This is a genomic window from Intrasporangium sp. Soil_C_50 (assembly GCF_057656595.1).
In genome coordinates this window covers 838,198-853,040 of record NZ_JBDGKB010000001.1, presented here as the reverse complement: position 1 = coordinate 853,040, position 14,843 = coordinate 838,198, and the positions used below count along the sequence as shown (strand labels likewise).

The window sequence follows — 14,843 nt, the reverse complement described above, 5'->3', positions numbered from 1 at the left end:
GTGACGCGGGCCTCAGCCGGCGCGCCTCGCGGTGAGCAGCAGGTACTCCCAGTGCATCAGGCCACCGGCGTCGGTGGCCTCGCGGGCGAGGTCGGCCAGCCCGGCGTCGAGGGCGGCGACCCGGTCCGGGTCCTCGGCGATGGAGCGGTAGGTGGCGACCGTCGGGCCGTAGGCGGTCTTGAAGAAGTCGCGGAACGCCTCGGGGGAGTCGAACCGGACGTCGAGCAGCTGCCGCGTGGCCTCGATGTCGGTGACGCCGTCGCCGAGCAGCGCGCGCACGTGCGACTCGTCGCCCCAGAGCGGTGCCGGCTGCGCCCCGGGAGGGGGCGGCGGCGCGAACGGCTTCATGACCCCGAAGAGCCGGCCGATGAACCCCGACGGGGTCCAGCTCAGCAGGGCGATCCGCCCCTGCGGGCGAGTGACCCGGACCAGCTCGGCGGCCGAGCGTTCGTGGTGCGGGGCGAACATGACCCCGACGCACGAGAGCACGACGTCGAAGGACGCGTCGGGGAACGGCAGCGCCTCGGCGTCGGCGACGTGCCACTCGACGTCCAGGCCCGCGTCGGACGTGACGCGGCGTCCGACGTCGACGAGGGCGGGCGCGAGGTCGGCGGCGACGACGGCGGCGCCGGTCCGCGCGGCGGGCAGCGTGGCGTTGCCCGTTCCGGCGGCCACGTCGAGGACGCGGTCGCCGCGGCTCACGCCGGCGGCGTCGACGATGGTGCCGCCGAGCGACGGGATGACGTCACGGGCGACGGCGGCGTAGTCGCCGAGGCCCCACATCGTCGCGTGACGGGCCTTGAGGGCGGCGTCCTCGGCGTCGGGTGTGGTCGGGATCGTGGTGGTGGTGCTGGTCGTCATGCTGGTGTCCTCCGGTGCCGGGCCCGCGGTGTGCGGGCCCTCTGCCGTCCACTGTCCGGTGCCGACCCTGCCTCGCGGCAGTCCAGAAGATGGACTGACGCGGTACACGTCCGGGACCGATACTGGGTGGGGCCCAGGCCGCACGATCCAGGCGCCGGGCCGGAGGTGGCACGGAGGTGTTGCATGGGGACTCACGATCCAGGCGCGGGGCAGTACTGCCCGATCTCGCGGACGCTCGACGTCGTGGGAGAGCGGTGGACGCTGCTCATCGTGCGCGACATGCTCGTCGGCGCGACGCGCTTCAGCGACCTCGCCCGCGGGCTGCCCGGCCTGTCCCGGACGCTGCTGTCCAAGCGGCTGCGCCACCTCGAGAAGCACGGCGTCGTCGAACGACACGGCCAGCACTACGTGCTCACCGGCGCCGGGCGGGCCCTCGAGCCGCTCGTCTTCGGCCTCGCCGAGTGGGGTGCCCGCTACCAGTTCGGCGACCCCGAGCCCGAGGAGCTCGACGCCCAGCTGCTCGTGTGGTGGATGCACACCCGGCTCGACACGTCGGGCCTGCCGGGGGAGCGGCACGTGCTGCACCTGCGCTTCGCCGACGACGCGCGCAGGTTCTGGATCCTCGTCGACCACGGGGTCCCGTCCGTGTGCATGAGCGACCCGGGGTTCCCGGTCGACGTGACGATCAGCTCGGACGTGTCCTCGCTCTACGCCGTGTGGCTCGGGCGGGTGCCGCTGCCGGTCGCGCTGCGCGCGGGGTCGGTGCTCGTCGAGGGGCCGACCACCGTGACGCGGCACCTCGACGAGCTGCTGCGCCTGTCGCCCGTAGCGCCCTTCGTCGCCGCCATGGCCTGAGCGCTCCTCAGACGGCGCAGCCGTCGGGACCGCACGACGGGTCGGCGCCGCCGGTCGAGCCCGTCGGACCGACCATGACGAGCGGGTTGGTCTCCCGCCACACCTGCTCGAGAGCCTGCGTGAACATCTCGGTCGGCTGTGCGCCCGAGACGCCGTACTTCCCGTCGAGGACGAAGAACGGCACGCCGCGGATCCCGAGCCGCTGCGCGTCGGCGACGTCGGCGCGCACGGCGTCGAGGTGGGTGTGCTCGTCGAGGGCGCGCTCGACGTCGTCGGCAGCCAGACCCACGTCGGTGCCGACCCGCACGAGGACGGCGCGGTCGCCGATGTCCTCGCCGTGCTCGAAGTGTGCCGACAGGAGCGCCTCCTTGACGGCATCACCGACGCCGTGGGCCCTGGCGAGGTGGAGCAGCTCGTGGCCGGGCAGGCTGTTCGCGACGACGACGCGGTCGAAGTCGTAGGTCAGTCCCTCCTCGGCCGCGATCTGCGTGACCTGGTCGAACATGGACCGCACCTGCTCGCGGGACATCCCCTTGCGCGAGACGAGGTAGTCGAGCTCGGTGCCGTCGTGGTGGTCCGGGAGCGAGGGGTCGAGCTGGTAGCTGCGCCACGTCACCTCGACGTCGTCGCGGTGCGGGAACGCCGCGAGCGCCTTCTCGAACCGGCGCTTGCCGATGTAGCACCACGGGCACGCGATGTCCGACCAGATCTCGACCTTCATGTCGTGCCCAACCACGACGCGCCCGGTTTGCTTCCCGGGTGCCGCCACGCGTCACTCGGTCCACCCGCCCGGCGGAATCGACAGAACAGCTCGTCCCACCGTGGGGACGAGCTGTCCTGTCGATCGGTCGAGCCGGGCGGTCAGGCCCCGCCGGGCCCGGACGCGTCCGGCGACGTGTCACCCGAGGTGCCACCCGACGCGTCGCGCGGGACGACCCGGGGGGCGGCGCGGGACGCGTCGTCGTGCGGTACCTCGCCCGCCGGGGAGAGGTCGGCGGCCGCCGCCTCCAGCGGCGACGACGCACCGGGACGCAGGGCGGGGTCGGGCAGGTCGACGTTCTCCGGGAAGTGGCAGGCGACGGCGTGGCCTGTCCGCAGCTCGACGAGCGGCGGCGTCTCCGTCTTGCAGACCTCCTGCGCCTTCCAGCAGCGGGTGTGGAAGCGGCAGGCCGGCGGCGGGTTGATCGGGCTCGGTACGTCGCCCTCGAGGCGGATCCGCTCGCTGCGACCCCGGCGGGTCGGGTCGGGGATCGGCACCGCCGACATGAGCGCCGTGGTGTACGGATGCATCGGCCGGGAGTAGAGCTCGTCGCGGTCGGCGATCTCGACGAGGTTGCCGAGGTACATGACCGCGACGCGGTCGCTCATGTGCCGCACCACCGACAGGTCGTGCGCGATGACGACGTAGGTCAGGTCGAGCTCGTCCTGGAGGTCCTCGAGGAGGTTGATGACCTGCGCCTGGATCGACACGTCGAGCGCCGAGACGGGCTCGTCCGCGACGATGAGCTTCGGCTTCAGGGCCAGCGAACGGGCGATGCCGATGCGCTGGCGCTGGCCGCCGGAGAACTCGTGCGGGTAGCGGTTGTAGTGCTCCGGGCTCAGGCCGACGAGCTCGAGCAGACCCTGGACCTCGCGCTTGACGCCGTGCTCGGTCTTGACGTTCTGGAGACGGAACGGCGAGCCGACGATCGTGCCGACCGTGTGCCGCGGGTTGAGGCTGCCGTAGGGGTCCTGGAAGATCATCTGCACGTCGCGGCGCAGCGGGCGCATCTCGCCGACCGACGCGTGCGTGATGTCGCGGCCCTCGAAGAGGATCTCACCGTTGGTGGGCTCGAGCAGGCGCGTCAGCATCCGCCCCGTCGTCGTCTTGCCGCAGCCGGACTCGCCGACGAGCGAGAGCGTCTCACCCTTGGCGACCTCGAAGGTGAGGCCGTCGACGGCCTGCACGGCGCCCACGACCCGCTGGAGCAGGCCGCGCCGGATCGGGAAGTGCTTGGTGAGGTCGGTGACCTTCAGCAGCGGCTCGAGCTTCTGCGAGGCCGCCGTGGGTGCGGTGGCGGGGGAGGCGGTCACGCTACGGCTCCTCGGGTCGTGGCGCTGGACGCGCCGGTCGGGGCGGTCACAGCGTCGGCCTGATCTCGTCGTCCCAGATGGACCTGCGCTGCTCCAGCGAGAGGTGGCAGGCCGCCCATTGCCGCGGCAGCGACTCCTCGAAGGCGGGCCGCTCGTTCTCGCTGCGACCCCCGGTGAGCGTGCGGTACGCGCAGCGCGGGTGGAACGGGCACCCCGAGGGCACGTTGATGAGGCTGGGTGGGGCTCCGCCGATGGGGCGCAGGCGGTCGGTGCGCGCGCGGTCCAGCCGCGGCATCGAACCGAGCAGGCCCCAGGTGTAGGGGTGCTGCGGGTTCTCGAACACCTCGGTCGAGGACGCGTACTCGACCGAGCGCCCGGCGTACATGACCATGATGTCGTCGGACAGCTCGGCGACGACGCCGAGGTCGTGGGTGATGATGACGACCGCCGAGTTGAACTCCGCCTGCAGGTCGCGGATGAGGTCGAGGATCTGCGCCTGGACCGTGACGTCGAGGGCGGTTGTCGGCTCGTCGGCGATGAGCAGGTCGGGGTCGCACGACAGCGCCATGGCGATCATGGCGCGCTGGCGCATGCCACCGGAGAACTGGTGGGGGTAGTCGTCGACGCGGCTCGCAGGCTGGGGGATGCCGACCCGGCCGAGCATGTCGATGGCGTGCTTCTTGGCCACCGACGTGCTGACCTTGTTGTGGATCTTGTACGCCTCGATGATCTGGTGACCGACCGTGTAGAACGGGTGCATCGCCGAGAGCGGGTCCTGGAAGATCATCGCCATCTGCTTGCCGCGCAGCGACCGGACGGTCTCCCGGCTGGCGCCGACGAGCTCGGTGCCGTCCAGGCGGATCGAGCCGCGCATCTGCACCGTGCCGGGCTTGTGCAGGCCCATGATCGCCATGCTCGTGACGCTCTTGCCCGAGCCCGACTCCCCGACGATGCCGAGCGTCTGGCCGCGGGCGAGGTCGAAGGACAGGCCGTCGACCGACTTGACGAGGCCGTCGTCGGTGGGGAAGTGCACGCGCAGGTCGCGCACCGACAGGAAGGTGCCGGGCGCCGGGGCGCCGAGACCGCCGATGCCGTCGAGGGCGTTCGGGGAGGCATCCCCCTTGCGCCGACGTCGTCCGGAGTGGTCGACCGTGACGGACGCGTCGGACAGCGCCTCGGCCTCGGCTTCGGTGGTTCGTTTGCTCGGCTCGCTCATGCTGTTCGCACTCTCGGGTCGATGACGGCGTAGAGAAGGTCCACGACGAGGTTGGCGATGATGATGAAGACGGCGCCCAGGATCGTCACCCCGAGGACCTTCGGGAGGTCGTTGTTCTCGATCGCCTGCACGGCGTACTGGCCGACACCAGGAAGCGTGAAGGTCGTCTCGGTGAGGATGGCACCACCGAGGAGCAGGCCGAGGTCGAGGCCGAAGATCGTCAGGATGGGCGTGAGCGCCGCGCGCAGACCATGTCGGACGACGACGTCGTTCTCCTTGAGCCCCTTGGCCCGCGCGGTGCGGATGTAGTCCTCGTTCATCGTCTCCAGCATGCCCGCGCGGGTGAGCCGGGCATAGGCGGCGGCGTAGAGGAACGCCAAGGTGATCCACGGCAGCAGAAGGTCGTAGGCCCACATGAAGGGGTTCTGCTGCAAGGGCGTGTAGGACCCTCCCGGGGCGGTCCAGCCCAGGCCGTAGCTGAAGATCGACAGGGACAGCAGACCTGTGAAGAAGATGGGCAGGGACACGCCGGCGAGTGCCACGGTCATGCTCGCGCGGTCGATGAAGGTGCCGCGCCGCAGCGCCGACACCACCCCGGTGGCGACCCCACCGAGCAGCCACAGGAACGCCGCGCCGGCAGCCAGCGACAACGTCACGGGGAGGCGGTCGAGCAGGTCGGGCAGGACCGGGTTCTGGGTGAGGAACGAGTAGCCGAGGCACGGGGCGGGGCAGTGCTCGACCCCCGCGCCGTAGTCGTAGTCGGCCCCGGCGACCAGGCCCTTGACGTACCGGCCGTACTGGACCCAGATCGGGTCGGTGAAGCCGAGGCGCACGGCGGTGTCGTGGATCTGTGCCGCCCCGGCCGACTTGCCGACGTACCTCGAGGCGAGGTCGTCGGCGCTGGCGCCGCCGATGCGCGGTAGCAGGAAGAAGATGGCGAAGACGACCGCCGTCACGATGAACAGCAGGACGATGGCGCTGAGTAGGCGTCTGGCGAGATACGCGAGCACTGTGGTCGGCGGCCCCGCCGGTGGCAGTCGACGTCATCGTCGACTGCCACCGGGGCCACGCCTTCACCTTCCTTCGGTGGATGGGGCGGTGGGAGGTCGGGAACCGCTTTTACTGCTTGGAGGTGCCCATGCCGACGTAGTCGTACATGTTGAACGCGTCGTTGACGTACACGTTCGTCAGCGTCGGGGGCCGGTAGAGCAGCACCTTCGGCCAGACACCGGGCAGGATCACCGCGTTGTCCATGACGGTCTTGTCGACCTGGCCCCAGATCGCCTCGCGCTTGGCCGTGTCGTTCTCCGACAGCGCCTGGTCGATGAGCTTGTCGACCGCGGGGAGCTTGATGCCGAGGTTGGTGTTGCCCGCCGCCCGGATGACGCGGCTGTCGACGATCTGCTGGAGGAAGCCGAAGCCGTCCGGCCAGTCAGCACCCCAGCTCATGACCATGAGGCCGAGGCCGTTGGCCTTGGCGTAGTCCGGCTTGCCGGCGTAGAGCTTGAAGTAGTCAGCCTTCGGGAAGCCCTTGAGGGTGACGTTGACGCCGATCTTGGCCAGGGACTGCTGCAGCGACTCGGCGACGGCCTTCTCCTTGGGCCGCTCGGTGCGGTAGGAGACGATCGTGTCGAAGCCGTTCGGCTTGCCGCACTTGGCCAGCTCGGCCTTGGCGGCCACCGGGTCGCCCTGGGGCTTGGCGGCGAAGTTGTACTGGTCCGTGTCCTGGTGACCGGGGATGACCGGGGGGAGCAGGCTCGTGGCGATGGTTCCACCGATGGAGCCGCCGTAGGCGCGCTGGTAGCCGGTCTTGTCGTAGGCGAGCAGGACGGCCTTACGGCAGTCGATGTTGTCGAACGGCGCCACGTCGGTGTTGATCTGCGTGTAGTTGGTGCGCGCCGTGTTCGGGTTGTCGCTGTTCGCCTTGAGGCTCTGGTCGGCGAGGATCTTGCCCTGCGCAGCGGCCTGCACGCCGGCACCGTCGAGGTCCACGTCGAGGTCGCCCGACATGAGGCGGTTGTCGAGGTCGGCCGCGTTGATGCCGATCTGGACGGTGATCTTGTCCGGCAGGGCCTTGCGACCGGTGTCGGGGTCGGTCTTCGGGTCGTAGTTCGGGTTGCGGTCAAGCTCCATGAGCTTGCCCTCCTGGTACGTCACGAACTTGTACGGACCGCTGGAGATCACGTGCTCCTTGTACTTCGCGCCCGTGTCCTTGGCCTGCGGCACCGGTGCCGTGGCGGGGAGCATCGCGAAGTAGTCGAAGCTGGAGAACGGCTGGTTCAGGTGGAAGACGATCGTCTTGTCATCCGGCGTCTCGATCGACTTGAGGTCGTCGAGGTTCTTGTCCTTGTAGACCGAGTAGTCCTTCGGGACGTCCTTGAGGAAGGAGTTGAAGTACGAGGGCCCCTGCGGGAACGTCGTCTTGTCGAGCGAGCGCGCGACCCCGTACTTGACGTCCTTGCTCGTGATCGGCGTGCCGTCCTCGAACTTCAGTCCGTCGCGCAGCGTGTAGGTCCACGTCATGTTGTTGTCGCTGGGCTTGCCCAGGGACGTCGCCAGGTCGGGGGCGAGCTTGTTGCCCTCGGCGCCAGGCGCCGACTTGAAGGCGACGAGGGTGCGCGCGTAGTTGCGCAGGAAGTTCCACGACTGGCCGTAGTACGTGTCGCCGGTGTCGACCGAGTCCCACATGGCGGCGACGCCGAAGCGCAGGGTGCCGCCCTTGGTGGTCGATGGGTTGTAGGCGCTGGACAGGGCTGCGTTGGGGGCGGCCTTGGCCCCACCGCCTCCGCTTCCGCCAGTGCCGTTCCCGGAACTGGTGGTGCCGCCTCCACAGGCGGTCACCCCCAGCGTCAAGGCCGCCGCACCGGCGAGGGCCATGATGCGCTTCATCTTCATGTGCTTTGCGCTCCCTTGTTTTCTAGGGTGGTGCCTACGGTCGCAGTGGTCACCGCGACCGAGGATCGAGGGCGTCACGCAGACCGTCCCCGAAGAGGTTGAAGGCCAGGACCGTCACGAAGATGGCCATGCCCGGCGAAATCATGAACCAGGGGTCGATCTGGTACCAGGTGGCGGCGTCGGACAGCATCCCGCCCCACGTGGCCCGGGGCGCCTGCACGCCGACGCCGAGGTACGACAGGGCCGCCTCGAACAGGATGTTGGTCGGGATGAGCAGGGTGGCGTAGACGAGGATCGGCGCGAAGAGGTTCGGCAGTAGCTCACGCGTCACGATGTACGGGGTCCGACCGCCGAGGCTCCGCGCGGCGTCGATGAACTCGCGCTCTCGGAGCGAGAGCGTCTGCCCGCGGACCAGGCGCCCGATGTACGGCCAGTTGAAGAAGCCGATGATGAAGATGATGACCGCGATGCGCAGCGAGTCGCCCTTGAGGCCGAAGGCCTGCTCGGGGATGACACCGACGAGGGCGAGGGCGAAGAGCAGCAGCGGGAACGCCAGGAAGATGTCCATGAGCCGGCTGATGAGGCTGTCCACGGCGCCGCCGAAGTAGCCGGCGATCAGGCCCATCGTCGTGCCGATGACGACGGAGACGAGGGTCGCGAAGAAGGCGATCAGCAGCGAGATCTGCGCTCCGTAGAGGATCCGGCTGAACAGGTCGCGCCCGTTGACCGGCTCGACGCCGAAGAGGAAGTCCTTCGAGACCCCGCCGAACGGCCCGGTGGGGACCTGCAGGTTCGGGTCGACGAGATCCTGGTGGAACTCGTTCGGTGGGTGCCCGAGGACCTTGACGATGAGCGGGGCGATGATCGCCACGACGATGAGGAAGATGACGAAGAATCCACCCGCCAGCGCGACCTTGTCGCGCTTGAGCCTGGTCCACGCGATCTGGCCGAGGGACCGACCCTCGATGGCACCGCCGCCTTCGAGGACTGCCTCCGGTGGAGCCGAGGCTCCGCCTGGTTCGAGCTCGACGGGAAGGGTCATCTGCCGTCACCTCCAGTACGACTCGGGCCGGGCGGCCACGGTGCCAGCTCCGACGTTCTGTGACGCAGCGCAAAGGTACGCGCCCCACAACCGCGCCGCCCATCATTCAGCGACGGAACACGGTCGGCAACCGACTTGGCCGAATCGTGACAGGGCGGAGATCTTCCGGCGATCTGGCCCGCCCGAGCGAAGGATTCCGCGGTTCGGCGCCCATTTCGGGCGCCGAACCGCAACTCGGGGCAAGGCCTCCCCATCCGGCTCACCGGGTACTGGGAGGTGACTCTCAGGCGTCGGTCTCGTCGTCGAAGCGCCCGAGGACGCGTTCGAGGAGGTCCTCCATCGTGACGATGCCGACCGGGCCGGCGGGCCCGTCGACGAGGGCGAGCTGGGCGCGCTCACCCCGCAGCACCGACAGCGCGTCGAGCAGCGAGAGCCCCGACGCGACGCGCACGACGGGAGCCGTCACCGTCGTGACCGGCGCCTCGGGGGCGGCTCTGACGACGTCGCGCACGTGCGCGAGACCGACCGGACGGCCCTCCTCGGTGACGACGAGCCGGGAGCGCCCGGACTCGCGCGAGACCGCCTCGGCGTCGGCGCACGAGGCCGTCGTCGGCACGCCGACGACCCGCTCGAGCGGTACGACGGCCTCGGCGAGCGGCGTCGTGTCGAGGGCGATGGCCCCGGCGAGCACGCGGTGTTCCGGCTCGGCCAGCTGGCCGTGCTCGTGGGCGCTGGCGAGGAGCAGCTGCAGCTCCTTGGGGCCGTGCACCTGGGCCAGCTCGTCGACCGGCTGCACCCGGACGAGCCGCAGGCAGGCGTTCGCCATGGCGTTGAGCAGGCTGAGCGCCGGGCGGACCACCCGGGCGAAGCCGCGGAACGGCAGCGCGAGGAGCACGGCGGAGCGCTCGGGGTGGGCGATGGCCCACGACTTCGGGGCCATCTCACCGACGACCATGTGCAGGAACACGACGATGCCGACGGCGAGCACCACGGCGATCGGGTAGGCGGCCGCCTCCGGCAGGCGCAGGAAGATGAACACCGGGGTCAGCAGCTCGGCGACGGCAGGCTTGGCGAGCGAACCGAGGCCGAGGGTGCACAGGGTGATGCCGAGCTGGGCGCCGGCGAGCATGAGGGAGAGCTCACGCGAGCCCTTGACGGCCGAGCGGGCGGCGACACTGCCCTTCTCGGCGAGATCCTCGAGGCGGTGCCGCTTGCTCGCGACGAGCGCGAACTCGGCGGCGACGAAGAAGGCGTTCAGCACGAGCAGGAGCAGCGAGACGAGCAGGGCGGTGGTCATCGGTCGGCCTCCGTCCGCTCGACGGCCGGGCCGTGGTCGGCATCCTCGCCGCTCAGGTCCTCGAGGTCGGACATGAGGTCGAGCACCTCGACCCGGACCGAGGAGGGTACGTGTCGCTCGACGGCCTCGACCGTCACGCGCACCGAGACCGGCAGGCGGCGCGGCTCGTGGTCCTGGCGGTCCTCGCGCCCCTCGCGCCCGTCGCGCTCGCCGCTCGACCCGGGATCGACTGCATCAGAGTCGCTCCCGTCGGTGCTCGCGTCGTGGCGCCGGTCGGCGACCTCGCGCCTCGCTGCGACGACGACGACGTCGCCCGCGACGGCCGTGCGACCGAGGTGCTCGAGGACGAGCCCGCTCAGTGTGGAGTACTCGTCGCCGCTCTCGAGGCGCAGGCCCGTGGCGGTGTCGAGCTCGTCGAGACGTAGGTGGCCCGGCGCGAGCCAGGCGTCGTCACCCGCGTCGGCGATGCCGGCGGGGACGGCGTCGTCCTCGTCGAGGATCTCGCCGACGACCTCCTCGGCGATGTCCTCGAACGTGACGATGCCGGCGAAGCCGCCGTGCTCGTCGACGACGACGGCCAGCTGCCGGTGGTCGGCGCGGATCTGCTCGAGGACGCGGGGCAACGGGGCGCTCGTCGGCACGACCGTCGGCTCGGGGACGACCGACCCGATGCTCGTCGTGGCGCGCCGCGACGGCTCGACGGCGAGCACCTCGGCGATCCCGGCGACCCCGACGATGTCGTCGCCGTCGCGGCCCGTGACCGGGAAGCGCGACCAGCCGGTGTCGAGCAGCTCGACGAGGCGCGCGACCGGCTCGGCGGCGCGGACCGTCGTGACCCGCACGCGCGGCGTCATGACGTCGCCGGCGTCGAGCTCGCGGAAGCGCAGCCCGCCCTCGAGGACCTCGGAGAGGTCGTCGTCGAGCAGCCCGCCGGCGTGCGACTCGTCGATGATGCGGGTGAGGTCCTCGGCGGTGGCGCCGTGCTCGAGCTCCTCGACGGGCTCGATGCCGACCTTGCGCAGCAGCGTGGTCGAGGCGCGGTCGAAGAGGCGCACGAGCGGACCGGCGAGCGTGAGGTAGACGAGCGTCGAGCGGCTCAGGGCCCGGGCGAGCGGCACGGTGCGGGCGATGGCGAGGTTCTTCGGGGCGAGCTCGCCGAAGACCATCTGGACGACGGTCGAGAAGACGAGCACCGCGGTGACCGACAGGCTCAGGCGCGCCGCGTAGGACATCGACGGGTCGAGCAGCTCGGCCAGGCCCGCCCCGACCAGGGGTTCGGAGACGTAGCCGACGAGCAGCGCCGTGACGGTGATGCCGAACTGGGCGGCCGACAGCGTGAACGACAGCCGGGAGGTGACGCGCAGCGCGCGCTCGGCGGCGGCGTCGCCGTCGTCGGCGAGCTGCCGGAGGGCGTTGCGGTCGACGGCGACGTAGGCGAACTCCTGGGCCACGAAGTAGCCGGTCGCCGCGGTCAGGGAGAGGATCAGCAGGATGCCGAGGGCGATGCCGAGAAGGGTGCTCATGCGATCACCACCCCGGTGAGCGGGTGGCGGGACTGGGGCGGCCGGACGGCGTCCGGCGAGGGACTATGGCCCTCCTGGGAGCCGTCGCGGGACCCGCGCGACTCGTGCCTCGTGTGGGATCGCATGAGGTGATCCTACGTTCCGGCGCGGCTCAGGACGGTGTCGTCGACCCGGCGCTCGCCCCGAGCCGGGCGGCCGCCTGCGAGATCTGGTGCGCCAGCTCGACGTCGAGCTGGGTCAGGCCGCCCTCCGAGTGCGTCGAGAGGGCGAAGGCGAGGGTCGTCCACCGGATGTCGATGTCGGGATGATGGTCCATGGACTCGGCGTCGGCCGCGACCTCGTCGACGAGGCGGATGCCGGTCGGGAAGTCGGGCGCCGTGAAGCTGGCCCGGATCGTGTCGCCGTCACGCGTCCAGTCGGGCAGGTCGCCCAGCTGCCGCGTGATCTCCTCGTCGTCCAGTCGTCGTGCCATCGCCCCAGTAAACCCCTCCCGCACGGCCGGGCGCGTCCGAGCGGCAGGGCCACCGGTGGAGGAGGGCGCGGTAGGCGGGGAGGTGGCCGCCTCGGGGGTTCGCGAGGTCGCTGAGTCTTCCGGCAGCCCCTGCCTGTGGCACCATCGACGACGCCATGAGCACGACTGCCCCCGTCCCCGCGCGCCTCGTCGTCGGCGCAGCGCTCGTCGACGACCTCGCCCGACCGACGCGTCTGCTGTCGGCCCGGCGCACCGAGCCCTCGGCGCTCGCAGGCGGCTGGGAGCTGCCCGGCGGCAAGGTCGAGCCGGGGGAGGAGCCGCTCGCCGCGCTGCACCGCGAGGTGCGCGAGGAGCTCGGCGTCACGGTCCGCGTCGGGGAGCAGGTCCCCGGTCCGCTCCGCGGCGCCACGTGGCCGCTCGGCGACAGGTACGAGATGCTGGTGTGGCTCGCCGAGGTGCTCGAGGGCGATCCGTCGCCGCTGGAGGACCACGACGAGCTGAGGTGGCTCGGCGTCGATGACCTGCGTGACGTCGCCTGGCTGCCGGCCGACCTGCCCATCGTCGAGCAGATCGAGGGCATGGTCCGCGCGGGCCGGGCCCCCTGACGGTCCCGTTCCATCCCTTTTTGTCCTGCATCGCCCGGCACGTCCGGTGGTCGGAAGCACCGCCCAAACCCTGAGAGACTGTCCCTCATGCCCCAGAAGACCCGTGCGGACATCCGCAACGTCGCCATCGTCGCCCACGTCGACCACGGCAAGACCACCCTCGTCGACAAGATGCTCTGGCAGGCCGGCGCCTTCGGCGAGCACCAGCACGTCGACGAGCGGGCGATGGACTCCGGTGACCTCGAGCGCGAGAAGGGCATCACGATCCTCGCCAAGAACACCGCGATCCACTACACGGGCAAGGCGGCGACCGACCGGGGCCTCGGCGACGGCGTCACCATCAACATCATCGACACCCCCGGGCACGCCGACTTCGGTGGCGAGGTCGAGCGCGGCCTGTCGATGGTCGACGGCGTCGTGCTGCTCGTCGACGCGTCCGAGGGCCCGCTGCCCCAGACCCGCTTCGTGCTGCGCAAGGCGCTCGCCGCGAAGATGCCGGTCATCCTCTGCATCAACAAGGTCGACCGCCCCGACTCGCGCATCGCCGAGGTCGTCGACGAGGCCTACGAGCTCTTCCTCGACCTCGACGCCACCGAGGAGCAGATCGACTTCCCGATCGTCTACGCGTCGGCCAAGGCCGGTCGCGCCTCCCTCGAGCGCCCCGCCGACGGCGGCCTGCCGGAGGGGGAGGACCTCGAGGCGCTCTTCGCGACGATCCTCGAGACCATCCCCGCCCCGACCTACGACGACGAGGCCCCGCTCCAGGCCCACGTCACGAACCTCGACGCGTCCAACTTCCTCGGCCGCCTTGCCCTGCTCCGCGTGCACAACGGCACGATCAAGAAGGGTCAGCAGGTCACCTGGTGCCGCCACGACGGCTCGCAGCAGCGCGTGAAGATCACCGAGCTGCTCATGACCGAGGCCCTCGAGCGCAAGCCCGCCGAGGAGGCCGGGCCGGGCGACATCATCGCCGTCGCCGGCATCCCCGAGATCACGATCGGCGAGACCCTCGCCGACCCCGAGAACCCCATCCCGCTGCCCCTCATCACGGTCGACGAGCCGGCCATCTCGATGACGATCGGCACGAACACCAGCCCGATGGTCGGCAAGGTGCGCGGCTCCAAGGTGACCGCCCGCATGGTCAAGGACCGCCTCGACAAGGAGCTCATCGGCAACGTGTCGCTGCGCATCCTGCCGACCGAGCGTCCCGACGCGTGGGAGGTCCAGGGCCGTGGTGAGCTCGCGCTCGCCATCCTCGTCGAGCAGATGCGCCGCGAGGGCTACGAGCTGACCGTCGGCAAGCCGCAGGTCGTCACCCGCGAGGTCGACGGCAAGGTGCACGAGCCGGTCGAGCGCCTCACGATCGACACCCCCGAGGAGTTCCTCGGCCCGATCACCCAGATCATGGCCGCCCGCAAGGGCCGCATGGAGCAGATGACCAACCACGGCACCGGCTGGATCCGCATGGAGTTCCTCGTGCCGAGCCGTGGCCTCATCGGCTTCCGCACCGAGTTCCTCACCGAGACCCGCGGCACCGGCATCGCGCACCACGTCTTCGAGGACTACGAGCCGTGGTTCGGCACCATCACGACCCGCACGAGCGGCTCGCTCGTCTCCGACCGCACCGGCGTCGTCACGTCCTACGCCATGGTCAACCTCCAGGAGCGCGGCGTCCTCTTCACCGACCCGACGACCGAGGTCTACGAGGGCATGATCGTGGGCGAGAACTCCCGCGCGGACGACATGGACGTCAACATCACGAAGGAGAAGAAGCTGACCAACGTGCGCGCCTCCTCCTCCGACAACTTCGAGAAGATCGTGCCGCCACGCAAGCTGAGCCTCGAGCAGAGCCTCGAGTTCTGCCGTGAGGACGAGTGCGTCGAGGTCACGCCCGACGCGGTGCGCATCCGCAAGGTCGTCCTCGACGCGAACGAGCGAGCGCGCACCGCTGCCCGGGCCCGGTCGGCGGCACGCGCCGAGGCTTGATCCGGCGTGGCGGGCGTG

Annotated in this window: 13 protein-coding genes; 3 read left to right on the top strand and 10 right to left on the bottom strand. The window is 70.6% G+C overall.

Translation table 11 applies throughout. The features are described from left to right. Window positions 1–12: 12 nt before the first annotated feature. Window positions 13–861, bottom strand: a complete 849-nt coding sequence (locus tag AC3A5R_RS03935) for a class I SAM-dependent methyltransferase (protein WP_487619455.1) — start codon at window positions 859–861, stop codon at window positions 13–15. A 183-nt stretch (window positions 862–1,044) separates the two neighbouring features. Between AC3A5R_RS03935 and AC3A5R_RS03930 the strand changes: the two genes are divergently transcribed. Continuing rightward, window positions 1,045–1,716, top strand: a complete 672-nt coding sequence (locus AC3A5R_RS03930; protein WP_487619454.1) for a winged helix-turn-helix transcriptional regulator — start codon at window positions 1,045–1,047, stop codon at window positions 1,714–1,716. Window positions 1,717–1,723: 7 nt separating this feature from the next. Here the strand turns inward: AC3A5R_RS03930 and AC3A5R_RS03925 are convergent, their stop codons facing one another. The 9 genes from AC3A5R_RS03925 to AC3A5R_RS03885 all read right to left on the bottom strand — a co-directional run bounded on the left by AC3A5R_RS03925 (window position 1,724) and on the right by AC3A5R_RS03885 (window position 12,234). Next, window positions 1,724–2,437 (bottom strand): DsbA family oxidoreductase, encoded by a 714-nt coding sequence (locus AC3A5R_RS03925; RefSeq protein WP_487619453.1) that lies wholly within the window; start codon window positions 2,435–2,437, stop codon window positions 1,724–1,726. Between the two features lie 140 nt (window positions 2,438–2,577). Beyond that, window positions 2,578–3,789: an ABC transporter ATP-binding protein gene (locus AC3A5R_RS03920; RefSeq protein ID WP_487619452.1), complete on the bottom strand. Its 1,212-nt coding sequence runs from the start codon at window positions 3,787–3,789 to the stop codon at window positions 2,578–2,580. 46 nt (window positions 3,790–3,835) lie between these two features. Then, complete coding sequence (locus AC3A5R_RS03915; protein WP_487619451.1) at window positions 3,836–5,005, bottom strand: ABC transporter ATP-binding protein; 1,170 nt, start codon at window positions 5,003–5,005, stop codon at window positions 3,836–3,838. Beyond that, the gene (locus AC3A5R_RS03910; RefSeq protein ID WP_487619450.1) at window positions 5,002–6,015 is read right to left on the bottom strand and encodes an ABC transporter permease; all 1,014 of its coding nucleotides are present in this window, start codon (window positions 6,013–6,015) and stop codon (window positions 5,002–5,004) included. The genes AC3A5R_RS03915 and AC3A5R_RS03910 overlap by 4 nt, the downstream gene beginning before the upstream one ends. Before the next feature lie 109 nt (window positions 6,016–6,124). After that, window positions 6,125–7,894, bottom strand: a complete 1,770-nt coding sequence (locus AC3A5R_RS03905; protein ID WP_487619449.1) for an ABC transporter substrate-binding protein — start codon at window positions 7,892–7,894, stop codon at window positions 6,125–6,127. Window positions 7,895–7,949: 55 nt separating this feature from the next. Continuing rightward, window positions 7,950–8,942, bottom strand: a complete 993-nt coding sequence (locus AC3A5R_RS03900) for an ABC transporter permease (RefSeq protein ID WP_487619448.1) — start codon at window positions 8,940–8,942, stop codon at window positions 7,950–7,952. A gap of 283 nt (window positions 8,943–9,225) precedes the next feature. Next, entirely contained in the window at window positions 9,226–10,239 is a 1,014-nt protein-coding gene (locus AC3A5R_RS03895) for a hemolysin family protein (protein ID WP_487619447.1), read from the bottom strand. Next, a complete protein-coding gene (locus tag AC3A5R_RS03890; protein WP_487619446.1) occupies window positions 10,236–11,762 on the bottom strand; it encodes a hemolysin family protein in 1,527 nt (508 codons plus the stop codon). The genes AC3A5R_RS03895 and AC3A5R_RS03890 overlap by 4 nt, the downstream gene beginning before the upstream one ends. Before the next feature lie 151 nt (window positions 11,763–11,913). Then, on the bottom strand, window positions 11,914–12,234 hold the full coding sequence (locus AC3A5R_RS03885; RefSeq protein WP_487619445.1) for a 4a-hydroxytetrahydrobiopterin dehydratase: 321 nt from the start codon (window positions 12,232–12,234) through the stop codon (window positions 11,914–11,916). A gap of 155 nt (window positions 12,235–12,389) precedes the next feature. Between AC3A5R_RS03885 and AC3A5R_RS03880 the strand changes: the two genes are divergently transcribed. After that, entirely contained in the window at window positions 12,390–12,839 is a 450-nt protein-coding gene (locus AC3A5R_RS03880; protein WP_487619444.1) for a (deoxy)nucleoside triphosphate pyrophosphohydrolase, read from the top strand. Between the two features lie 87 nt (window positions 12,840–12,926). Continuing rightward, window positions 12,927–14,825 carry a translational GTPase TypA gene (gene typA, locus AC3A5R_RS03875; protein WP_487619443.1) on the top strand — a complete coding sequence of 633 codons (1,899 nt, stop codon included), beginning with the start codon at window positions 12,927–12,929 and terminating at the stop codon, window positions 14,823–14,825. Window positions 14,826–14,843: the final 18 nt, after the last annotated feature.

Excerpts from the sequence above, each read along its gene's own strand:
- AC3A5R_RS03885 (WP_487619445.1), bottom strand. The coding sequence starts at position 12,234 with ATGGCACGACGACTGGACGACGAGGAGATCACGCGGCAGCTGGGCGAC.
- AC3A5R_RS03935 (WP_487619455.1), bottom strand. The coding sequence starts at position 861 with ATGACGACCAGCACCACCACCACGATCCCGACCACACCCGACGCCGAG.
- AC3A5R_RS03930 (WP_487619454.1), top strand. The coding sequence starts at position 1,045 with ATGGGGACTCACGATCCAGGCGCGGGGCAGTACTGCCCGATCTCGCGG.
- AC3A5R_RS03895 (WP_487619447.1), bottom strand. The coding sequence starts at position 10,239 with ATGACCACCGCCCTGCTCGTCTCGCTGCTCCTGCTCGTGCTGAACGCC.
- AC3A5R_RS03900 (WP_487619448.1), bottom strand. The coding sequence starts at position 8,942 with ATGACCCTTCCCGTCGAGCTCGAACCAGGCGGAGCCTCGGCTCCACCG.
- AC3A5R_RS03915 (WP_487619451.1), bottom strand. The coding sequence starts at position 5,005 with ATGAGCGAGCCGAGCAAACGAACCACCGAAGCCGAGGCCGAGGCGCTG.
- AC3A5R_RS03890 (WP_487619446.1), bottom strand. The coding sequence starts at position 11,762 with ATGAGCACCCTTCTCGGCATCGCCCTCGGCATCCTGCTGATCCTCTCC.
- AC3A5R_RS03880 (WP_487619444.1), top strand. The coding sequence starts at position 12,390 with ATGAGCACGACTGCCCCCGTCCCCGCGCGCCTCGTCGTCGGCGCAGCG.
- AC3A5R_RS03925 (WP_487619453.1), bottom strand. The coding sequence starts at position 2,437 with ATGAAGGTCGAGATCTGGTCGGACATCGCGTGCCCGTGGTGCTACATC.
- AC3A5R_RS03905 (WP_487619449.1), bottom strand. The coding sequence starts at position 7,894 with ATGAAGCGCATCATGGCCCTCGCCGGTGCGGCGGCCTTGACGCTGGGG.
- typA (WP_487619443.1), top strand. The coding sequence starts at position 12,927 with ATGCCCCAGAAGACCCGTGCGGACATCCGCAACGTCGCCATCGTCGCC.